The 19717-nt window shown below is 63.7% G+C and carries 20 protein-coding genes and 1 pseudogene; 13 read left to right on the forward strand and 8 right to left on the reverse strand.

Annotated features, from left to right (window positions below; all coding sequences use genetic code 11):
* Positions 1-341 precede the first annotated feature (341 nt).
* The 3 genes from X268_RS13845 to tyrS all read right to left on the reverse strand — a co-directional run bounded on the left by X268_RS13845 (position 342) and on the right by tyrS (position 3544).
* Positions 342-746 (reverse strand): DoxX family protein, encoded by a 405-nt coding sequence (locus tag X268_RS13845; protein ID WP_128925473.1) that lies wholly within the window; start codon positions 744-746, stop codon positions 342-344.
* 218 nt (positions 747-964) lie between these two features.
* Entirely contained in the window at positions 965-2233 is a 1269-nt protein-coding gene (locus X268_RS13850; RefSeq protein ID WP_128925474.1) for an MFS transporter, read from the reverse strand.
* 57 nt (positions 2234-2290) lie between these two features.
* Positions 2291-3544, reverse strand: a complete 1254-nt coding sequence (gene tyrS, locus X268_RS13855; protein WP_128925475.1) for a tyrosine--tRNA ligase — start codon at positions 3542-3544, stop codon at positions 2291-2293.
* A 163-nt stretch (positions 3545-3707) separates the two neighbouring features.
* Here tyrS and X268_RS13860 point away from each other — a divergent pair, with 163 nt between their 5' ends.
* The 3 genes from X268_RS13860 to X268_RS13870 all read left to right on the forward strand — a co-directional run bounded on the left by X268_RS13860 (position 3708) and on the right by X268_RS13870 (position 5930).
* A complete protein-coding gene (locus X268_RS13860; protein WP_128925476.1) occupies positions 3708-4811 on the forward strand; it encodes an anhydro-N-acetylmuramic acid kinase in 1104 nt (367 codons plus the stop codon).
* Between the two features lie 107 nt (positions 4812-4918).
* Positions 4919-5596 (forward strand): glutathione S-transferase family protein, encoded by a 678-nt coding sequence (locus X268_RS13865; RefSeq protein WP_128925477.1) that lies wholly within the window; start codon positions 4919-4921, stop codon positions 5594-5596.
* Positions 5597-5606: 10 nt separating this feature from the next.
* Positions 5607-5930, forward strand: coding sequence for a DMT family transporter (locus X268_RS13870; protein ID WP_128925478.1), 324 nt, complete (start codon positions 5607-5609; stop codon positions 5928-5930).
* A gap of 18 nt (positions 5931-5948) precedes the next feature.
* On the opposite strand, the gene X268_RS13875 is transcribed toward X268_RS13870, so the two are convergent.
* Both X268_RS13875 and X268_RS13880 read right to left on the reverse strand, forming a co-directional pair.
* On the reverse strand, positions 5949-6596 hold the full coding sequence (locus X268_RS13875; RefSeq protein WP_024337874.1) for an alpha/beta hydrolase: 648 nt from the start codon (positions 6594-6596) through the stop codon (positions 5949-5951).
* A gap of 338 nt (positions 6597-6934) precedes the next feature.
* A complete protein-coding gene (locus X268_RS13880) occupies positions 6935-7927 on the reverse strand; it encodes a LytTR family DNA-binding domain-containing protein (protein ID WP_128925479.1) in 993 nt (330 codons plus the stop codon).
* A gap of 44 nt (positions 7928-7971) precedes the next feature.
* Between X268_RS13880 and X268_RS13885 the strand changes: the two genes are divergently transcribed.
* The 8 genes and pseudogenes from X268_RS13885 to X268_RS13920 all read left to right on the forward strand — a co-directional run bounded on the left by X268_RS13885 (position 7972) and on the right by X268_RS13920 (position 16238).
* Positions 7972-9165: an acyltransferase family protein gene (locus X268_RS13885; protein WP_128925480.1), complete on the forward strand. Its 1194-nt coding sequence runs from the start codon at positions 7972-7974 to the stop codon at positions 9163-9165.
* A 52-nt stretch (positions 9166-9217) separates the two neighbouring features.
* Positions 9218-10357, forward strand: coding sequence for a cysteine desulfurase family protein (locus X268_RS13890; RefSeq protein WP_128925481.1), 1140 nt, complete (start codon positions 9218-9220; stop codon positions 10355-10357).
* 113 nt (positions 10358-10470) lie between these two features.
* Positions 10471-11964: pseudogene (gene sufB / locus X268_RS13895) on the forward strand (Fe-S cluster assembly protein SufB).
* A 132-nt stretch (positions 11965-12096) separates the two neighbouring features.
* Positions 12097-12849 carry a Fe-S cluster assembly ATPase SufC gene (gene sufC, locus X268_RS13900; protein WP_128925482.1) on the forward strand — a complete coding sequence of 251 codons (753 nt, stop codon included), beginning with the start codon at positions 12097-12099 and terminating at the stop codon, positions 12847-12849.
* Between the two features lie 12 nt (positions 12850-12861).
* The gene (gene sufD / locus X268_RS13905; RefSeq protein ID WP_128925483.1) at positions 12862-14166 is read left to right on the forward strand and encodes a Fe-S cluster assembly protein SufD; all 1305 of its coding nucleotides are present in this window, start codon (positions 12862-12864) and stop codon (positions 14164-14166) included.
* The gene (locus X268_RS13910; RefSeq protein ID WP_128925484.1) at positions 14163-15410 is read left to right on the forward strand and encodes a cysteine desulfurase; all 1248 of its coding nucleotides are present in this window, start codon (positions 14163-14165) and stop codon (positions 15408-15410) included. The genes sufD and X268_RS13910 overlap by 4 nt, the downstream gene beginning before the upstream one ends.
* Positions 15407-15778, forward strand: coding sequence for an SUF system Fe-S cluster assembly protein (locus tag X268_RS13915; RefSeq protein WP_018641712.1), 372 nt, complete (start codon positions 15407-15409; stop codon positions 15776-15778). Before X268_RS13910 ends, X268_RS13915 begins: the two co-directional genes overlap by 4 nt.
* 49 nt (positions 15779-15827) lie before the next feature.
* Entirely contained in the window at positions 15828-16238 is a 411-nt protein-coding gene (locus tag X268_RS13920; RefSeq protein ID WP_128925485.1) for a HesB/IscA family protein, read from the forward strand.
* On the opposite strand, the gene X268_RS13925 is transcribed toward X268_RS13920, so the two are convergent.
* Positions 16235-16744, reverse strand: coding sequence for a hypothetical protein (locus X268_RS13925; protein ID WP_128925486.1), 510 nt, complete (start codon positions 16742-16744; stop codon positions 16235-16237). The two genes, X268_RS13920 and X268_RS13925, sit on opposite strands and share 4 nt — an antisense overlap.
* A gap of 155 nt (positions 16745-16899) precedes the next feature.
* Between X268_RS13925 and X268_RS13930 the strand changes: the two genes are divergently transcribed.
* Positions 16900-17346 (forward strand): TfoX/Sxy family protein, encoded by a 447-nt coding sequence (locus X268_RS13930; RefSeq protein ID WP_128925487.1) that lies wholly within the window; start codon positions 16900-16902, stop codon positions 17344-17346.
* Positions 17347-17398: 52 nt separating this feature from the next.
* Here X268_RS13930 and fabA read toward each other — a convergent pair whose 3' ends face one another.
* Both fabA and X268_RS13940 read right to left on the reverse strand, forming a co-directional pair.
* Entirely contained in the window at positions 17399-17929 is a 531-nt protein-coding gene (gene fabA / locus X268_RS13935; protein ID WP_128929254.1) for a bifunctional 3-hydroxydecanoyl-ACP dehydratase/trans-2-decenoyl-ACP isomerase, read from the reverse strand.
* Positions 17930-18090: 161 nt separating this feature from the next.
* On the reverse strand, positions 18091-18618 hold the full coding sequence (locus X268_RS13940; protein WP_128925488.1) for a winged helix-turn-helix transcriptional regulator: 528 nt from the start codon (positions 18616-18618) through the stop codon (positions 18091-18093).
* Positions 18619-18747: 129 nt separating this feature from the next.
* Here X268_RS13940 and X268_RS13945 point away from each other — a divergent pair, with 129 nt between their 5' ends.
* Positions 18748-19656, forward strand: a complete 909-nt coding sequence (locus X268_RS13945) for an alpha/beta fold hydrolase (protein ID WP_208764437.1) — start codon at positions 18748-18750, stop codon at positions 19654-19656.
* Positions 19657-19717: the final 61 nt, after the last annotated feature.

A 19717-nucleotide genomic window follows, 5' to 3' on the forward strand; every position in this document is an offset into this window, starting at 1 on the left:
CCTCTAGGAACGGTTGTTATTGCTCGCATCGGTAGCATGAAGTTCTTACCAATCATGAACGTAGGCATGCGGCGGCCTGCCGCGCGCGCGGCGTCCGCAGGCTCCTGCGCAATCGTGCAGGCAAATCGCCTTGCCGACGGCCTCAGGGGCGGAGAATCGATATTGGACGTCGGGAGCTACCGAGCCCGACCGGACCTGCAATGAGCCGATTCGCTCACCGTATCATCATGTCCGTGCTGCTGGTTGCGGCCCTCGTTCTGATCTGGAACGTGCTGGGGGCGCGCTGAGACGGCCCGGCGGGTCTGCCGGTGCCGTCCTGCTTGCGGGTCAAAGAGGGGCGGCTAGTCCTTGCCCATCGCCGCATCGGCGCTGACCGAGCCGCCGCCGGCTGCCGACAAATAGAGGCAGGCGAAGCAGAACAGGATCGCCGCGGTGCCACCATTGAGCAGTGGCAGGAACACCGGCGTTTCGCCCTTGAGCATGTGGCCCATGAAGTAGGCGAAGGCCATTTCACCGGAGAGGATGAAAGCGGCGAGACGGGTGAACAGGCCGAGCATCAGGAGCGCACCGAGCACGAGTTCAATCGCGCCGGCGGTCCAGATCAGCGGCGGGATGTTCGCGAAGTAGGGAAGCACCGGAAATTTGAAGAGCTTCGCGACACCATACTGGAACAGCAAGAGGCCGGTGATGAAGCGAAACAGGCTCAAGAGAACCGGTTGAAAGCGAGTGAGATAGGGAAAGTTCATTGGTTTGTGCCCTCCATCCAATGCGCGACTAGGATCGTATTCAGCGCCGCCTCGCAAGCCACTCCGGATCGATTCCGCGCTGACATTTTCGTCATGTCGGACAAAACACCGCAACGCGTCCGCTCACGCCGGTTGCGCCAGATTTTTTGCGTACGATGCGCGCATCTCGTCCGTAATTTCCCGGTGACATAGAGGGATGCAGGTTACGTCGAGGAGACTTACTCTCGCAAGGCGGGGACGATGAGGAATGGAATCATTCCGAGGATCACACTCGCAAGTGCGAAAGCGAGCAGGAGATTGTAGCCGTGCGTGACATCGTGGATGAGGCCGCCGCTCCATGAGCCGAAGGCCGAGCCGAGGCCGCTGCCGATCGAGATGGTGCCGAAGATCGTGCCGACGCGCTTGCCGCGAAAGATCTTCATCGCGGTGGCCGTGATCAGCGGGCCGCGCGAGCCCATCATGCTGCCGAAGCAGATGACGAAGCCGGTGAGCAGGATGACGTTCGGATAATACTGAAGCAGCCAGAGCAGGACGATGCCGAGAATCGAGATCGCGTAGCTGAGCAGCACCGATGGTCGCCGCCCGATCATGCCGTCGAGCGCGGACACTCCCAACATGCCGAACACCAGCACGACGCCCGAAAAGCCCCAGGCTGTGGCAGCCTGCAGCGGCGGAAAACCGGCGTCGATCAGATAGGCCACGATCTGCGCCGCGATGGAATACATGCCGACCGCGGTGAAGAAGAAGGTCGAGAACAGCGCCCAGAGCGCGTGATGACGCATCGCGCTCGCAAGCGTCCAGCCATTGTCGACGAAGTCAGGATCGCTTCTCTTGCTCACATGCGGCGAGCCGGCCGAAAACATCCGCCAGGGCAGGAGCAGCAGCGGCACCAGCAACGCGAGCGCGGCGAGGCCGAACAGCTGATACGTCTCACGCCAGCCGAACTGGTCGATCAAGAGCTGCGAGGCCGGCAGCAGCGCCAGCACGCCGCCGCCCATCGCCGAATAGACCACCGCCATCGCGGTCGGCAGCTTGGGGCCGAACCAGCGGCCGAGCAGGATCGAGTTCGGCACGTTGCCGATGAATGCAACGCCGATGCCGACGCAGAGCCCGATCGAGAGCTGGAATTGCCAGAGCGCTTGCGCCTGGCTCGCGATTAGGAAGGCGGAGCCGAGCAGGAACAGTCCGAGCGCGTAGACAATGCGCGGTCCGGAATGGTCGAACAGCCGTCCGACCAGCGGTGCGGTCAGCCCGCTGATCAGCCAGGTCAGTGAATAGATCGAGACGACCTGTGCGCGGTCCCAGCCGAAACTTTCGGAGATCGGCTTGAGGAAGACGGTGAAGCTCTCGCTGAGGCCGCGGCCTAGAACCGCCAGCGTGAAGCACAGCGCGAGCACGACCAGCGCGGTGCGCACAGCGCCTCGCTGCGGGCGCTGTGGTTCCGTGGTCGTTCCCCTGGGCGCTTCCTTGGGCGTGTTCTGATCCATTGCCGGTCAGGGAGCGCGCTTCGGCGTAACCTGACAAGCAGCGAAAAGCTCATACGCCTATGCAGGCTTGAGCAGGATGTGCTTCTTCTTGCCGAAGGACAGCTTGATCACGCCTTCGGGTGTGAGATTGGCCGCCGAGAGCGCCATCTTCTCGTCGGTGACGGGCTCGTCGTTGATACGCAGGCCGCCGCCCTTGATCTGCCGCCGCGCCTCGCCGTTGGAGGCGACCAGGCCCGCCTTGACGAAGGCACTGAGCACGCCGAGGCCGGCGTCGAGTTCGCCGCGCGGAATTTCCACCGTCGGCAGGCTCTCGGCGAGCGCGCCCTCCTCGAAGGTGCGGCGTGCGGTTTCGGCGGCTTCGTTCGCGGCGTCGCGGCCATGCAGCAGCGCGGTCGCTTCGGTAGCGAGCACCTTCTTGGCCTCGTTGATCTCCGAGCCGCCGAGCGCCTCGAGCTTCTTGATCTCGGCCATCGGCAGCGTCGTGAACAGCTTCAGGAATTTGCCGACGTCAGCATCCTCGGTGTTGCGCCAATACTGCCAGAAATCGTACGGGCTGAACTGATCGGCATTGAGCCACACCGCGCCTTGCGCGGTCTTGCCCATCTTGGCGCCCGAGGCCGTGGTCAGGAGCGGCGTCGTCAGCGCGAACAGCTGATGGGTGCCCATGCGGCGGCCGAGATCGACGCCCATGATGATGTTGCCCCACTGGTCCGAGCCGCCCATCTGCAATCTGCAGCCGGTGCGCTTGGCGAGCTCGACGAAGTCGTAGGCCTGGCAGACCATGTAGTTGAACTCGATGAAGCTCATCTCCTGCTCGCGCTCGAGGCGCAGGCGCACGGAGTCCATGGTCAGCATGCGGTTGACCGAGAAGTGGCGCCCGACGTCGCGCAGCATCTCGATCCAGTTCAGCTTGGTCAGCCACTCAGCATTGTCGAGCATGACGGCGTCGCTCTTGCCCTCGCCGTAGCGGAGCACCTTGGCGAACACGCCGCGGATCGAGGCCTTATTTTCCTCGATCTCGGCGACGGTGCGCATCGCGCGCGTCTCGTCCTTGCCGGAGGGATCGCCGACCATGGTGGTGCCGCCGCCCATCAGCGTGATCGGCTTGTTGCCGGACTGCTGCAGCCAGTGCAGCATCATCATGGTCAGATAGTTGCCGATATGCAGCGAGCGGGCGGTGCAATCGTAGCCGACATAGGCGGTCGCTTCGCCCTTGGCGGCGAGCGCGTCCAGCCCCTCGAAATCGGAGCACTGGTGGATGAAACCGCGTTCCTGCAGGATATTGAGAAAATCCGATTTAAATGCAGTCATCTGTCGGCATGCCCAACAATTCTTGGTTTACTGTTTCGGGAGCAATTTAAGGGTATTTCGTGGGAACCCGACTGCTGCCCGCCGCTTGGCGCTGTGGCATTATAAGATGTGTCCCTCTGGCACAAGATCGGCATGCCGGAACGGGTCATGAGGATGCTGATCCATGATGTTGACGGCACTCGGTTTGATGAGCGGCACCTCGCTGGACGGGGTGGACGTCGCGCTGATCGAAACCGATGGAAAGCAGGTGAAGGCATTCGGACCGTCGAGCTACCGGGCCTATACCCCGGCGGAGCGCAATCTGCTGCGCCAGGCGCTGAACGAGGCCGTGCACCTGCAGCGACGTGACGCCCGGCCGGGCATTCTGGCCGAAGCTGAGCGCGTGGTGACGCTGGCCCACGCCGAGGCGGTTGCCGCCTTCGTCGCCCAGAACCGCATGAAGCCCGAGGAGATCGACATCGTGGGCTTCCACGGTCAGACCGTGCTGCACCGGCCGGAACGGCGGCTGACGGGGCAGATCGGCGACGCGCCGGCGCTGGCCAGGGCGATCCATATTCCCGTGATGTACGATTTCCGCGCCGCCGATGTCGAGGCGGGCGGGCAGGGCGCGCCCCTCGTACCGGTCTACCATCGGGCGCTGGCGCAGTCGCTGGAGCGCGAGGGCCCGATCGTCGTGGTCAATATCGGCGGCGTCTCCAACATCACCTATATCGACGGCAACGACACGCTGATCGCCTGCGATACCGGCCCTGGCAACGCGCTGCTCGACGATTTCATGTACCGCACCATGAACCAGGCCTTCGATGCCGAAGGCAAGTTCGCGGCGCTTGGCAAGGCAGACGAAGCCTGGATCGCCCGCGCGCTGGAGCTGCCGTTCTTCGCGTTGTCGCCGCCGAAATCGCTCGACCGCAACGACTTCGCTGGCCTCAGGCTCGGCGACGTCGCGCCGGCCGATGGCGCGGCGACCCTGACCGCCTTCACCGCGGCAGCGATCGCCCGCGTCATTCCGCTGCTGCCGCGGCGGCCGCGCAGCTGGATCGTCTGCGGCGGCGGCGCCCGCAACCTCACCATGCTGCGGATGCTGCGGGAGCGGGTGGGCTCGGCCACCGTCGAGGCGGCCGAGACGCTCGGCTGGGCCTCCGACGCCATCGAGGCCCAGGCCTTCGGCTTCCTCGCAGCGCGCGGGCTGAAGGGGCTGCCGCTGTCCTACCCTGCCACCACGGGCGTGCCGATGCCGATGACGGGCGGGGTGATCGCCAGACCTTGAGGCGGCGGCCTGAGATCGGCCGGTTAATGCAGATGCATTGAACTTGACGGGTATATGCAAATGCATCTATATGGATGCAGTTGCATCAACCTGCCGGGATCCGCGCCATGACCGCGTCACTGAAACTGATCAGCCACAAGCTTTGCCCTTACGTCCAGCGCGCGGTGATCGCGTTGAAGGAGAAGGGCGTTCCGTTCGAGCGGATCGACATCGATCTCGCCAGCAAGCCCGACTGGTTTCTGAAATTGTCGCCGCTCGGCAAGGTGCCGGTGCTGGTGGTGACGACGGAGCAGGGAGAGGTCGCGCTGTTCGAGAGCAATGTGATCTGCGAGTACATCGAGGAAACCCAAGGTGGCGCGAAGCTGCATCCGGCGGATGCCTTGAAGCGGGCTGAGCACCGTGCCTGGATGGAGTTCGGCTCAGCGATCCTCGGCGATCTCTGGGGTCTGGAGACCACGACGGATCCGGCGACCTTCGAGAGCAAGCGCCAGGCACTCGCGGCGAAATTCGCGCGCGTCGAGGCAGCGCTTGGCGCGGGCCCGTACTTCGCCGGCGAGGCGTTCAGCCTGGTCGATGCGGTGTTCGCGCCTGTCTTCCGTTACTTCGATCTGTTCGACGAACTGACGGAGCACGGCATCTTCACGGATGTGCCGAAGGTCCGAGCGTGGCGCGCCGAGCTGGCGAAGCGTCCGAGTGTCCGCACCGCCGTCGGCGAAGATTATCCGCAATTGCTGCGCGCTTTCCTCGTTCGTCACGACGCGCACCTGCTCAAGCTCGCGGCCTGAGCGCACGCCGATGTCGTCGTCCGTCGCCTGGCTGATGCTGGTGATCGCCGGCCTGCTCGATGTCGGCTGGGCGATCGCGATGAAGTATGCTGAAGGCTACACGCGCGTCGGCTGGAGCATCGCCTCACTGGTGCTGCTCGCCGCCTTCGTTGTGCTGCTCGGACGCGCCTTGAAGGTGCTCGAGGTCGGTGTTGCCTATTCGGTCTGGACCGGCATTGGCGCTGCCGGCACCTTCATCATGGGCGTCGTGCTGTTCGGGGAGGCGCTGAGCGCGATGAAGCTTGCCGGCATCGCGCTCGTCTTGCTGGGGATCGTCGCGCTCAAGCTGGCTTGAGCGCCGGGCTACAGGGTCCTAGCGCACGTTGGCGAGACGCATGTCGAGATAGGCCGTGATGGTTTCCATCAGCGGCTCGAGCTTGGCATCGAAGAAGTGGTTGGCGCCGGGGATGATCTGCTGGTCGATCACGATGCCCTTCTGCGTCTTCAGCTTCTCGACCAGCGTGTTGACGTCCTTGGGCGGCACCACCGCGTCCTTCTCGCCGTGAACGATCAGGCCCGACGACGGGCAGGGCGCGAGGAACGAGAAGTCGTAGAGATTGGCGGGCGGCGCGATCGAGATGAAGCCCTCGACCTCGGGGCGGCGCATCAAGAGCTGCATGCCGATCCAGGCACCGAAGGAGAAGCCGGCGACCCAGCAGGCGCGCGCTTCGGGATTGATTGTCTGCGCCCAGTCGAGTGCGGCGGCAGCATCCGACAATTCGCCGGTGCCATGGTCGAACGAGCCCTGGCTGCGCCCGACGCCGCGGAAATTGAAGCGCAGCACCGAGAAGCCGCGATGAGCGAAGGCGTAGTAGCACTGGTACACGATCTGATGGTTCATCGTGCCGTGGAACTGCGGATGAGGATGCAGGATCATCGCGATCGGCGCGTTCTTCTGCTTGGCCGGGTGATAGCGGCCTTCGAGTCGGCCGGCGGGGCCAGTGAAAATAACTTCAGGCATCGATGATCTCTGACTTAAGTCCCTTGAGGTGATCCCTGCGCAATCGTCCGATTCTGGCTCTGCCCGCGTTGCCGCCGACAAGAGCACGGATGAAGGGTGGAGAGGCGCGCCCTCGGATGATGCGCGAGTGGCGCGCAGGTGAACTGACGCGCGCTTCTAACACGAGGCCAGGGTCAAAAAGCAAGCTTCTTCGACATCTCTCAATCAGCTCAAGAACTTAGCCGGTCATCGCAGTGTCATCTCTGGCTTGCGTCCCAGCACCGGGACCTGCCTGAAATCGGCCGGAGCACGGCAAGAGCCGGCCGCTCTGCCGGAGGGCAGTGCTCAACCGATTGGAATCACGATTGTTTATGGGGCACCGGTTGATCGACGGTAGCGATTCCCGCTGGGGCGGTTCGGCTTCCGAGCGAGGCGACCGCCGGCCGGTAACGCCGGCTGCCGCCGAGCGTCTGGCCGTTGTCGAAGGCGAGTTCGAAATCTCCGGAAGGTTTGAGGTCGACGCCGCGCACCCGGTCGAGATTGGCAAGCTTGGTCCGGTGGACGCGAACGATGGAAAAGCGCGCCAGCTCGCTTTCCGCCGCTGCCAGCGTACCCCGGATCAGGGGCCGGGTGCCGTCGGCGAGGCTGTATTCGATGTAGTTGCCGGCAGACGCGACCCAGAGGATTTCGCGCGGCACCACGCGAATGCGGCTCGTGCCGTCGCGCAGCCAGATCAGATCGGGTGACGACGGTTGCGGCGGCGCGGGCGGCGTCGACGATGCGACTGCCGTGCTCTTCAGCTCACGCCGGCTTTCGAGCAGCCAGATCGTGGCGGCGATCAGGACAACGGCCACGGCGTCTTTCCGGAATTCGTACAGGACCGTCGCGAGCGAGAACCGGAAATCGTAGGCCCCGCCCGCGAGCCAGAGCGCGAGCTTCCGCACCCAGACCATGCCGGTGATGTGAAGGGTGGAGAAGCCGAGCAGGGCGATTGTCCCGATCGCCGCCTGAGCGGCGAGGCCAGGTGTCCGGCGCATGCGGCGGACCGCCAAGACCAGGATCGGCAGCAACAGCACGATGACGGCGATGCTCGACATCTCCCAAAACAGCCGCCGGCCGATGTCGTAACTGTCGCCGCGCCAGGCCGCGTCCTGCGCGCCCGAAAATGCATTGACGATCCCGATCGCGAGCGCGACGGCCGCAATCGCGGCGAACATCATCCGGTCGCCGCCGCTGATCCCAAAAGACGCGCGACTCGTCCCAGCCGCCGGCGGCTCATCCCCTCGCGCCCGTGCCTGATCCCAAACCGGCTCGACGCGCGCCGCAGGCGGAGCATTTTCGGTGTCAGCCATGGCCCCAAAACCGCGTTTGTCGTCCCGTCAAGGAGCAGAAAACCATGACAACACCACAGCAATTCCAAAGCTCGGACAGACGTATCGATCTGGACTGGGTGCGGATTTTAGCCTTTGGGCTCTTGATCTTCTACCACGTCGGCATGCTCTACGTGTCCTGGGGATTCCACATCAAGAGCGCGCACCGGCTGACCTGGCTGGAACCGGTGATGCTATTCCTCAACCCCTGGCGCCTGTCGCTGCTGTTCCTGGTGTCCGGGGTTGCCACCCGCTTCATGCTTGGCAAGTCCAGCCTGGCCTCGCTCGCCGGCGCGCGGTCGGCACGGCTCTTGATCCCGCTGATCTCAGGCATGCTCGTGATCGTGCCGCCGCAATCCTATCTCCAGATCGTCGAAAGCCTCGGCTATCCCGCCGGCTTCTTCGATTTCTACGCCAGGCACTACTTTGCCTTCGGTGCGCAGTTCTGCCCGAACCCGTGCATCGTGTTGCCGACCTGGAACCATCTCTGGTTCGTGGTCTATCTCTGGGTCTACACGATTTCCTTGATCGGCGTGCTCGCGCTGTGGCCGGCCGGGGCTGACTGGCTTGGCCGGAAGCTGGCTGGCGTGCTTGCCGGCCCCCGGCTCCTGATCGTGCCCTGCCTGCTGTTTGCGGCCTGGCGCCTCGTGCTGTTTCCGGCTTTTCCGTCGACGCATGCGCTGTTTGGCGACTGGTACAACCATGCGGACCATGCGACGGCTTTCCTGATCGGTTTCCTGCTGGCCAGGCAGGAGGGGATCTGGTGCGAAGTCGAGCGCCAGCGCTGGATGGCCCTGCTGGCGGCAGCCGCCTGCTTCTCGGCCTTCATCCTGGTTCGCGCCGGCCTGTTCGCGCCGTCGCCTGCGCTGAAGTGGGCCGCGGCCTCGGCCTATGGCTGCTACCAATGGCTCGCGATCGCTGCCGTGCTGGGCTTTGCGCGACGCTATCTCACAGCCGACAGCCCCGCGCGGTGCTATCTGACCGAGGCGATCTTCCCGTACTACATCGTGCATCAGACCGCGATCATCGTGATCGCGCATCGATTGCACGACAGCGGCCTGCCGGCCGGGATCGAGGCCTGCTTTGTCATCATGGGGACCGCGCTCACATGTGTGGCGACCTATGAAGTCGTTCAACGCATTTCCTGGCTGCGGCCGCTGTTCGGATTGCGGGCGGTGCCGCGACGGCTCGCAAGGATGGAGCAGCATCAGCCGGCCTGACGAGGCCCCGCCGTGCGGTTGGTCGGACGACAAAAGGTGCTAAGAGGGCGAGATGCCGAACCGTGTCTATCTCGACTGGAATGCAACCACGCCGCTGCGCCCTGAGGCGCGGGCGGCGATGGTTGCGGCCTTCGACCTGGTCGGCAATCCATCGTCGGTCCATGCCGAGGGGCGGGAGGCGCGACGGCTGGTCGAGGACGCCCGCGCCGTGCTTGCGACGGCCGTCGGTGCTCTGCCGCGGAACGTTGTTTTCACCTCCGCCGGAACCGAGGCCAATGCGCTGGCGCTGTCGCCGGGGCTGCGGGGCCCGTCCGGCGGACCTGTCGAGCGGCTGCTGGTCTCCGCGGTCGAGCACGCCTCGGTGCTGGCAGGCGGCCGGGTCCCAGGCGCCGCGATCGGTTTGATCCGGGTCACGCGTTCCGGTGTGGTCGATCTTGAGCACCTGAAGGCGCAGCTCAGGGACGGCCCGCCGGCGCTGGTTTCCATCATGGCCGCCAACAATGAGACAGGAGCGCTCCAGCCCGTCGCCGAGGCGGCGAGGTTCGTCCATGAGGCCGGCGGCCTCCTGCACATCGATGCGATCCAGGCGTTGGGCAAAATCCCGTTCGACATCAAGGCTATAGGCGCCGACGTTGCGAGCTTTTCTGCGCACAAGATCGGCGGCCCCAAGGGCATCGGCGCATTGGTCGTGACGGAGGGGATCGCCGGCCTCGAGCCGGTGCTGCGGGGCGGCGGGCAGGAGCTCAACCGTCGCGCCGGAACCGAGAACGTCGCAGGCATCGCCGGCCTTGGCGCGGCGGCGAAAGCCGCGCTTCAGGCTCTCCCGGAGGATGCGGAGCGCATGGCAACTCTCAGAAGTCACTTGGAAAATGGTATCCGGGGAGTCGCGGGCGCGACGATCTTCTCTGAAGATGTTGAGCGGTTGCCAACTACCGTGCTGTTCACGGCGCCGGGTCTCAAGGCCGAAACGGCCGTGATCGGTTTCGACCTCGAAGGCATCGCGGTCTCCTCCGGTTCGGCCTGCTCGTCGGGCAAGGTCCAGCCGTCTCACGTTCTCTCGGCCATGGGATTTGACCCGGCGGTGGCCCAGGGAGCGGTGCGCCTCAGTCTTGGCTGGTCCTCGGAACTGGAGGACATCAACAGGGCGTTAGAGGCTTGGCGAAAGCTTGGTAATACCCTACTTAAGGGTTGAGCGACGAAACACGGCTTGAACGGTTCTAAGCCCGTGCTTTCCGCAGAGAAATATCGTAATACTCGTCCGAGTTTGATCCACCGCGGTCCTTGAAACCGCGAGCGGAGGATGGAATGCCAGCCGTACAAGAGACGGTCGAGCGCGTGAAGCGCATCGACGTCGACCAGTATCGTTATGGGTTTGAGACCCTGATCGACACCGAGAAGGCCCCCAAGGGGCTGTCGGAAGAGATCGTAAAATTCATCTCGCAGAAGAAGAACGAACCCGCCTGGATGCTGCAGTGGCGGCTTGAGGCCTATCGGCGCTGGCTGACCATGCAGGAGCCGACCTGGGCGCGCGTCGACTATCCCAAGATCGACTTCCAGGATCTCTATTACTACGCGGCGCCGAAGCCGAAGAAACGGTCTCCTCGCTCGACGAGATCGATCCCGAGATCCTGAAGACCTACGAGAAGCTCGGCATTCCCTTGCGGGAAGTCGCCATGCTCGAAGGCGTCGAGCCGAAGGTGGGCGAGGAAGATCCCGCCCGCCGCAAGATCGCGGTCGATGCGGTGTTCGACTCGGTCTCGGTTGCAACCACGTTCAAGGCGAACTGAAGAAGGCCGGCGTGATCTTCATGCCGATCTCCGAGGCGATCCGCGAGCACCCTGAATTGGTGCAGAAATATCTGGGCTCGGTGGTCCCGACCTCGGACAATTTCTATGCGACGCTGAATTCGGCGGTGTTCTCCGACGGCTCGTTCGTCTACGTGCCGCCGGGCGTGCGCTGCCCGATGGAGCTGTCGACCTATTTCCGCATCAACGAGCGCAACACCGGCCATTCGAGCGCACGCTGATCATCGCCGACAAGGGCGCCTACGTCTCCTATCTCGAAGGCTGCACCGCGCCGCAGCGCGACGAGAACCAGCTGCACGCGGCCGTGGTCGAACTGGTCGCGCTCGACGATGCCGAGATCAAATATTCGACGGTGCAGAACTGGTATCCCGGCAATTCGGAAGGCAAGGGCGGCATCTACAACTTCGTCACCAAGCGTGGCGACTGCCGCGGCGCCAACTCCAAGATCTCCTGGACCCAGGTGGAGACGGGCTCGGCCATCACCTGGAAATATCCGAGCTGCATCCTGCGCGGCGACAATTCCCGCGGCGAGTTCTACTCGATCGCGATCTCGAACGGCTTTCAGCAGGTCGATAGCGGCACCAAGATGATCCATCTCGGCAAGAACACGTCGAGCCGCATCATCTCCAAGGGCATCGCCGCCGGCAGGTCGCAGAACACCTATCGCGGCCTCGTCACCGCGCACCGGAAAGCCACCGGCGCACGCAACTTCACCGCCTGCGACTCGCTGCTGATCGGCGACAAATGCGGTGCGCACACCGTGCCGTACATCGAGGCCAAGAACTCCTCGGCGACGTTCGAGCACGAGGCGACGACCTCGAAGATCTCCGAGGACGTGCTGTTCTACTGCATCCAGCGCGGGCTCAGTCAGGAGGAGGCGGTCGGCCTCGTCGTCAACGGCTTCGTCAAGGACGTGCTGCAGCAGCTGCCGATGGAGTTCGCGGTGGAAGCGCAGAAGCTGATCTCGATCTCGCTCGAAGGGTCGGTCGGCTAGCTCGGACCTCATCCTGAGGAGGTCGCGAAAGCGGCCGTCTCGAAGGATGGATACCGGAAAGATTGGTGGCCTCGATCCTTCGAGACGCGCCTTCGGCGCTCCCTGGGATGAGGGGATAGATGGAAAAACATTATGGCTTTGCTTGAAGTGAAAGACCTCAAGGTTCGTGTCGAGGAGCGTGAGATCCTCCACGGGCTGACGCTGACCGTGAACGAGGGCGAGGTCCACGCCATCATGGGGCCGAACGGCTCCGGCAAGTCGACGCTCTCGCATGTCATTGCCGGCAAGCCCGGCTATGAGGTCACCGACGGCCAGATTCTGTTCAAGGGCGAGGACCTGCTGGAGATGGAGCCGGATGAGCGCGCCGCCAAAGGCGTGTTCCTGGCGTTCCAGTACCCGGTCGAGATTCCCGGCGTCGCCACCATGACGTTCCTGCGCACCGCGCTCAACGCGCAGCGCAAGGCGCGCGGCGAGAGCGAATATTCGACCCCGGACTTCCTGAAGAAGGTCCGCGAGGTCTCGAAGTCGCTGAACATCCCGCAGGACATGCTCAAGCGCGGCGTCAATGTCGGCTTCTCCGGCGGCGAGAAGAAGCGCAACGAGGTGCTGCAGATGGCGCTGTTCGAGCCGAGCCTGTGCATCCTCGACGAGATGGATTCGGGCCTCGACATCGACGCGCTGCGCATCGCGGCCGACGGCGTCAACGCGCTGCGCTCGCCGGGGCGCTCGATGGTCGTCATCACCCACTATCAGCGGCTGCTGAACTACATCGTGCCCGACGTCGTGCATGTGATGTCGAAGGGCCGCGTCGTGAAGAGCGGCGGCAAGGAGCTGGCCCTGGAGCTGGAAGCGTCCGGCTACGCCCAGTTCGAGGATGCCGCGTAAGGATTGTTTGCGATGAACGTTGCTGTGGCAAAGACCGGAAAGGGCCGCGCGGTGAGCGATCTCTTCGCCAGCGTCGAAGGCCGGCTGCCGGGTTCGCCTGGGGTCACCGCCGTGCGCCGCGAGGCATTCGAGACCTATGAGCGTCTCGGCCTGCCGCACCGCCGGATCGAGGAATGGAAATACACCGACCTGCGTGCGCTGGTCGGCGAGGTGCTGCCGTTGGCAGCAGCGCCCGATGCCGCCGCGCTTAAGCGCGCTGCGGACGCGGTCAAGGTCCATGCGATCGACGGCGCCCGCAAGCTGGTGCTGGTCGATGGCGTGTTCGCGGCCGATCTGTCCGATGTGAAGGCGCTTGGCACTGAAGCGGGCTTCAAGACATCGCGTGAGGCACTGGAGAAGGACGCCAGCCTCCTGAAGACCGCAGCCACCGATGCGGTGATCGCGCTGAATGCGGCAATGGCGACCGACGGCGTCGTGTTGTCGATCGCGGATGGCGCGCAGCTGTCCGCGCCGATCCAGATCATCCACATCGCGACTGCCGCGTCGACCTCGGCGTTCACCCGCTCGCAGGTCGTGGTCGGGAAGGGCGCTCGCGTCACCATCGTCGAGACTTTTGTGGCGGCGGACGCCAAGGCCTATCAGGTCAACGACGCCGTCATCGTCTCGGTCGGCGACAATTCCGACGTCGCGCATATCCGCCTGATGGACGACGCGCCTGACGCAGTGAACGTCACCTCGCAGTTCGTCACCATCGGCGCCAATGTGAAGTTCAATTTCTTCAACATGACCACCGGCGCCGCGGTGAGCCGTCTTCAGGGCTTCATCATGCTGGCGGGCGAGGGCAGTGAGCTCTCGGCCAACGGTGTCAACCTGTTGAAGAAGACCGAGCATGGCGACACCACGCTGGTAGTCGACCATGCCGTGCCGAACTGCGTCAGCCGCGAGACCTTCCGCGCGGTGATCGACGAGCGCGGCCACTCGGTGTTCCAGGGCCGGATCATCGTCCGTCCTGACGCACAGAAGACCGACGGCAAGATGATGACCCGTGCGCTGCTGCTGTCGGACGAAGCCGAAGCCGACAACAAGCCGGAGCTGGAAATCTTCGCCGACGACGTCTCCTGTGGCCACGGCGCCACCGCCGGCGCGCTCGACGACAGCCTGCTGTTCTACCTGAAGGCCCGCGGCCTGCCGGAGAAGCAGGCGCAGGCGCTGCTGATCCAGGCCTTCGTCGGCGAAGCGATCGAGCAGATCGCCGATGACGGCTTGCGCGAGCACGTGATCGGCGTCGCCGAGCGCTGGCTGGAGCGTCGCCAATGAGCACGCATCCCGCGGTCAAGAACGGAGCCTATGACGTTGCGCGCGTGCGCCAGGATTTTCCGGCGCTTAGCCTGCAGGTCTACGGCAAGAAGCTGGTCTATCTCGACAATGCCGCCTCGGCGCAGAAGCCGAGCGCGGTGCTCGACCGCATGACGCAGGCCTATACGTCCGAATACGCCAACGTGCATCGAGGCCTGCATTACCTCGCCAATGCGGCGACGGAGGCCTATGAGGGCAGCCGCACCAGGGTGGCGCAGTTCATCAACGCGCCGCGTACGGAAGAAGTGATCTTCACCCGCAACGCGACGGAAGCAATCAACCTCGTCGCGTCCTCGTGGGGTGGCCCGAACATCAAGGAAGGCGACGAGATCGTCATCTCGATCATGGAGCACCACTCCAACATCGTGCCCTGGCATTTCCTGAGAGAACGCCAGGGTGCGGTGATCAAATGGGCGCCGGTCGACGACGAGGGCAATTTCCTCATCGACGAGTTCGAGAAGCTGCTGACGTCAAAGACCAAGCTGGTCGCGATCACGCAGATGTCGAACGCGCTTGGCACCATCGTGCCCGTCAAGGACGTGGTGAAGATCGCCCATGCCCGCGGCATTCCCGTGCTGGTCGACGGCAGCCAGGGCGCGGTGCATCTGCCGATCGACGTCCAAGACATCGGCTGCGACTTCTACGTCTTCACCGGCCACAAGGTGTACGGTCCGACCGGCATCGGCGTGCTCTGGGCCAAGTACGACCACCTCGTCGCGATGCGCCCGTTCAACGGCGGCGGCGAGATGATCCGCGAGGTCACGCGCGACGTCGTCACCTATGGCGATCCCCCGCACAAATTCGAGGCGGGCACGCCGGCGATCGTCGAGGCGGTCGGCCTTGGCGCGGCCATCGACTACGTCAACTCGATCGGCAAGGAGCGCATCGCGGCCCACGAGGCCGACCTCACCGCCTACGCCCAGGAGCGCCTGCGCGAGATCAACTCGCTGCGGCTGATCGGCACGGCACGGGGCAAGGGCCCGGTGATCTCCTTCGAGCTTAGGGGTGCTCACGCGCACGATGTCGCGACCGTGATCGACCGCCAGGGCATCGCGGTGCGCGCCGGCACCCATTGCGTGATGCCGCTTTTAGAGCGGTTCAACGTCACAGCCACCTGCCGGGCCTCGTTCGGCATGTATAATACGCGGGAAGAAGTCGATCATCTGGCACAGGCGCTTTTGAAGGCGCGGGATTTGTTCGCATGAGTGACACGGCCGAAATCAAAGCCAATCCGATGGAGACCCATTCGGCGCTGCCGCCGGAGGAGACCGAGCGGCTGACCCGCGAGATCATCGCCGGGCTCAAGACCGTGTTCGATCCGGAAATCCCGGCCGACATTTACGAGCTCGGGCTGATCTACAAGGTCGAGATCAAGGACGACCGTTCGGTCGACGTCCAGATGACGCTGACGACACCGAACTGCCCGGCCGCCGGCGAGCTGCCGACCATGGTCGAGAACGCGGTTGCCAGCGTTCCCGGCGTCGGCGTGGTCGACGTCAAGGTAGTTTGGGAGCCGCCGTGGTCGCCCGAGCGCATGAGCGACGAGGCGCGCCTCGTCCTCAACATGTGGTGACGCGCAACACTGGCATTGAATTCGCTCCGCAACGGACCAGATAGATAAGATGACCCAGATTTCGTCAGGTTCGACCCCAGCATCCACTCCGAAGCCGCGGCGTCCGCGCCCGCAGGTGATGCGGCTGACGGATGCGGCTGCCCAGCGCATCACCGAGCTGACCCAGCGCGCCGATTCCGAAATCGTCGGCCTGCGCGTCGGCGTGAAAAACGGCGGCTGCGCCGGCCAGTCCTACACGGTCGAATACGCCCACGAGATCCGGCCGACCGACGAGGTCGTCGAGGACAAGGGCGTCAAGATCCTGGTCGACCCCAAGGCCGTGCTGTTCCTGCTCGGCACCGAGATGGACTACAAGGCCGACAAGATGCAGGCCCAGTTCGTCTTCAACAATCCCAATCAGATTTCCGCCTGCGGCTGCGGCGAGTCGGTCGAGCTGCGGCCGGCCACGATCGCTGACTAAGCCCGTCGTGGCTCGACCACGCTGCGAGCCATATGCGGCGATCTTCCGAATGACGACGTAATCATGATCTCCTCCAGTGCCTTCCGTGTCTCGGGTGGAACGACATAGTCTGCTGGAAAATCTATGAACGGCGTCACCCACGGCTCTTCCTTGTCGGAGGCCCCGTAGTATGGATTGTACGCCATCATCCTGAGCGACTGATCGGAGGCTCGCGATCTCAAGATTAATGAATTGTGTGTCTTGCCCTTTATCGTGATCTTGCCGTTCATCACGACTCCGACGAATCTTGCCTTCTTGTGTTCTGTGCAGAGCCACTCCATGGCCATGGTCTCGACGTAGGCGAGATCGTCGGTCTCCAGCACGTGTAGGTGATATCGGGAATTCCACCAGCCGGTCACGGTGGTTCCAAGCGCGGTATTGCCCCAGCCGTGCGTGTCCATATGTTCAAATGCGCTTCGGAATTGCGCGCCAGCAAACCGGGCAAGGTCGGCAAGACTGCTAGCCATGGGTCGTCCTCCGAAATGTTCCGCGGCTTTCGGTTATCGAACCTGTTGAAAATAAACCTCTGGTAGAAGTCGTACTGTCCAGAACCTGCTACATTGTTAACGTTGCCGATGGGATGGCCCCTCTAGCTGCCAGAGGGATAGCGTGACGAACAAGCATGGACCGCGAATTCCTGACCGACCTGTTCGCCGATTTCGGACCCGTCACCATCCGCAAGATGTTCTCGGGCTACGGCATCTCCGCCGACGGCGTCAATTTCGCGCTGTCGCTGCGGGCAGGCCTGTTCTTCCGGGCGGACGAGGCGACCATCCCGGCTTTCGAGACAGAAGGCTCAAAGCCGTTTCAATATTCGACCCGCGCCAAGACGGTGGTGGTGAACTCCTATTGGGAGTTGCCGGCACGCCTGTTCGACGATTCCGAGGAGTTCGCGCAATGGGCGAGGGCGGCCCTCGCCGCCGCCCGGCGTGCCAAGGTGAAGAAGCGACCGAAGGGGAAGAAGGCGGCGAGGAAGAAGGTCGTGCCGAAGAAGGGTGTGGCGAAGAAGGTCGCCAAGAAAACGGTGCGTAGGGTGAGCAAAGCGAAGCGTGCCCACGGCTCAAGATGATCGTGCCGAGATCGTGGGAACGGCGCGTTGCCTTTGCCCACTCTATGAGAGCTCAATCCCCGGCCTTGGTCAGGCCGACCCTCATGTCCTTTGCCGTGAACACGCAGATGCCGTCCGCCAGCACGCGCCCGTCGGCGATGCCGAGCACCAGCTTGCCGCGGCGGACCATCCGCATCGCGACCTCGTAGCGCACGCGTTGTGTGTTCGGTGTGATCTCGCCGGTGCACTCCACCTCGCCGACGCCGATGGCGCGGCCCTTGCCCGGCGAGCCCGACCAGCCCAGCCAATAGCCGATCATCTGCCACATGGCATCGAGCCCCAGCGTGGGCGGCATCAGCGCATCCCCGCGATAATGGCAATTGAAGAACCAATGGTCCGGCGCGATGTCGAGCTCGCCGACGATATGGCCCTTGCCGAACGCGCCGCCGTCCATGCTGATTTCCGCGATGCGATCCATCATCAGCATCGGCGGTGCCGGCAATTGCGCGTTGCCGGGGCCGAAATAGCCGCCTTCGCTCGATCTCAGCAGCTCGTCCCTGCTGTAGGACGGTTGCGGCGTATGGAAATCGTGAGGATTGGGCAAGGCGATACGTCCTCGATGCTCGCGGTCAGGCGCCACGGCGGCGAGGAAAATGTCGGTTGGCAAGTTGGAATGTCAAGCGCGGTGGTTTTCGGCGCCTCGCGCCCGCCCGTTGCGCGTCCTGAATTCCGCATCGAGGCCCGCAGATCACGCGGTTACGGTCGCTACTTCTTGGTACGTAACTTGAGACCACGGCGCTTCGTAGCCGGCCGAATTTGTGGGCGCGCCAGCGCGACGCTGGCCATGTTTGGCGCGGGCCGCACAATCGTGTCGGCGGGACCGAGAATGCGTCCATCTCGAGCCCGTAGCTCGAGCCTGCGTACGGGAAGCGCGGATTTTTTGTCGACCAGCAGCACGTGGGCCTCTTCAGGCGCGAAGCAAAAATCTTCGCCCCACTGTCTGAGCGCTGCAAGAACCAGAAACAGCCCGCGTCCCTTCTCGGTCAGCTCATATTCCTGATATGGGCCGTCCTCTGCCGCAGGCACAATGTCCATGATGCCGTGTGCCACGAGATTGCGCAGCCGGGCCGACAGGATGTTCTTGGAGAGGCCGAGACTTTTCTGAAACTCCCCGAACCGGCGCAAGCCATCGAAGGCGTCGCGCACGATCAGAAGCGACCACCAGTCGCCGATCGCGTCCAGAGGGCGCGCGACGCCGCACAGCGAATCCTTGTGACTAATCCTCCTGCCCATCCTGACCGCTCTCCCGACCCCGTGCTGCTCAAGCCCCCTATAGTGGTTGCAAAGTAAAACCTCAAGGGATATGCAAGAATGGTTTCAAATTGAAACCATGCATCTTCGAGGAGCCCATGATCCAGCCCGATGCCACGTTCGGTGAGCACCTTTGCCTTTGCGCCGCATTTCACGGACGCCCCTGCGTTCCGGATGCACTTCGTCGATGAGGGGCCTCGCCATGGCGAGGTCGTCCTCTGCCTTCATGGCGAGCCGACCTGGGGCTACCTGTTCCGTCACCTGATTCCGGTGTTGAGCGCGACGCATCGCGTCATCGTCCCGGACCACATGGGATTTGGAAAGAGCGAGACGCCGGCCACGCGCAGTTATTGGCTGCAGGACCATATCGACAATCTGGAGAAGTTCGTCCTCGCGCTGGACCTGACCGACATCACGCTCGTGATGCATGATTTCGGCGGCCCGGTCGGCATGGGATTCGCGGCGCGGCACCCGGACCGTATCCGGCGGCTCGTCTCGACCAACGGCCCGACACCATTCGGTCAAGTCGATCTGCTGGAGCGCGTGACTGCAAATGCCGCTGTTTCACCGTGGTTTCGGTGGATTGCGCAAGCCGAAGCAGACGGCACTCTCGAAGTGGTGCTTGGGCAACTCGGCTTCAACATCTTGAGCACGCTGAAGCTGAATGGTTTCGAGAACAACGCGATCATCAGCGACGATTGGCTTGAGGCCTATGGCGCGCCGTTTGCCAATCCGGCCGAATGCCTCGGGGCGATCGGCTGGGCGAAGGGCTTTGCGATCGGCGCACACCAGTTCGCGACGCCTGGTGCCGCAGCAGATCGCATCATCCGCGGCAGGCCAGCGCTGGCGATCTGGGGCGAGGCGGACCGCACGCTTCACGCGGCGCACTTTTTGCCGCTCTTCGAAGCGGTCTTCCCCGGTGCGAGCGTCCATCGTCTCACTGGAGCCGGCCACTACTGTCTCGAGGATGCGCCCGAGACCGTGAATCGTCTGATCGCGGAATTCATCAACCAGACCTGACCTCGCTGAGAAGTACGAACCGGGGACGCTAGCGTCCTCGGTTACGAGGTTTCAGTTCGAA

Source organism: Bradyrhizobium guangxiense, from assembly GCF_004114915.1.
In the GTDB taxonomy this organism is placed as follows: domain Bacteria; phylum Pseudomonadota; class Alphaproteobacteria; order Rhizobiales; family Xanthobacteraceae; genus Bradyrhizobium; species Bradyrhizobium guangxiense.

What these genes read in the sequence shown, in the direction of transcription:
- X268_RS13845 (WP_128925473.1), bottom strand. Translation starts at nt 746, where the DNA reads ATGAACTTTCCCTATCTCACTCGCTTTCAACCGGTTCTCTTGAGCCTG.
- X268_RS13850 (WP_128925474.1), bottom strand. Translation starts at nt 2,233, where the DNA reads ATGGATCAGAACACGCCCAAGGAAGCGCCCAGGGGAACGACCACGGAA.
- tyrS (WP_128925475.1), bottom strand. Translation starts at nt 3,544, where the DNA reads ATGACTGCATTTAAATCGGATTTTCTCAATATCCTGCAGGAACGCGGT.
- X268_RS13860 (WP_128925476.1), top strand. Translation starts at nt 3,708, where the DNA reads ATGATGTTGACGGCACTCGGTTTGATGAGCGGCACCTCGCTGGACGGG.
- X268_RS13865 (WP_128925477.1), top strand. Translation starts at nt 4,919, where the DNA reads ATGACCGCGTCACTGAAACTGATCAGCCACAAGCTTTGCCCTTACGTC.
- X268_RS13870 (WP_128925478.1), top strand. Translation starts at nt 5,607, where the DNA reads ATGTCGTCGTCCGTCGCCTGGCTGATGCTGGTGATCGCCGGCCTGCTC.
- X268_RS13875 (WP_024337874.1), bottom strand. Translation starts at nt 6,596, where the DNA reads ATGCCTGAAGTTATTTTCACTGGCCCCGCCGGCCGACTCGAAGGCCGC.
- X268_RS13880 (WP_128925479.1), bottom strand. Translation starts at nt 7,927, where the DNA reads ATGGCTGACACCGAAAATGCTCCGCCTGCGGCGCGCGTCGAGCCGGTT.
- X268_RS13885 (WP_128925480.1), top strand. Translation starts at nt 7,972, where the DNA reads ATGACAACACCACAGCAATTCCAAAGCTCGGACAGACGTATCGATCTG.
- X268_RS13890 (WP_128925481.1), top strand. Translation starts at nt 9,218, where the DNA reads ATGCCGAACCGTGTCTATCTCGACTGGAATGCAACCACGCCGCTGCGC.
- sufC (WP_128925482.1), top strand. Translation starts at nt 12,097, where the DNA reads ATGGCTTTGCTTGAAGTGAAAGACCTCAAGGTTCGTGTCGAGGAGCGT.
- sufD (WP_128925483.1), top strand. Translation starts at nt 12,862, where the DNA reads ATGAACGTTGCTGTGGCAAAGACCGGAAAGGGCCGCGCGGTGAGCGAT.
- X268_RS13910 (WP_128925484.1), top strand. Translation starts at nt 14,163, where the DNA reads ATGAGCACGCATCCCGCGGTCAAGAACGGAGCCTATGACGTTGCGCGC.
- X268_RS13915 (WP_018641712.1), top strand. Translation starts at nt 15,407, where the DNA reads ATGAGTGACACGGCCGAAATCAAAGCCAATCCGATGGAGACCCATTCG.
- X268_RS13920 (WP_128925485.1), top strand. Translation starts at nt 15,828, where the DNA reads ATGACCCAGATTTCGTCAGGTTCGACCCCAGCATCCACTCCGAAGCCG.
- X268_RS13925 (WP_128925486.1), bottom strand. Translation starts at nt 16,744, where the DNA reads ATGGCTAGCAGTCTTGCCGACCTTGCCCGGTTTGCTGGCGCGCAATTC.
- X268_RS13930 (WP_128925487.1), top strand. Translation starts at nt 16,900, where the DNA reads ATGGACCGCGAATTCCTGACCGACCTGTTCGCCGATTTCGGACCCGTC.
- X268_RS13940 (WP_128925488.1), bottom strand. Translation starts at nt 18,618, where the DNA reads ATGGGCAGGAGGATTAGTCACAAGGATTCGCTGTGCGGCGTCGCGCGC.
- X268_RS13945 (WP_208764437.1), top strand. Translation starts at nt 18,748, where the DNA reads ATGCCACGTTCGGTGAGCACCTTTGCCTTTGCGCCGCATTTCACGGAC.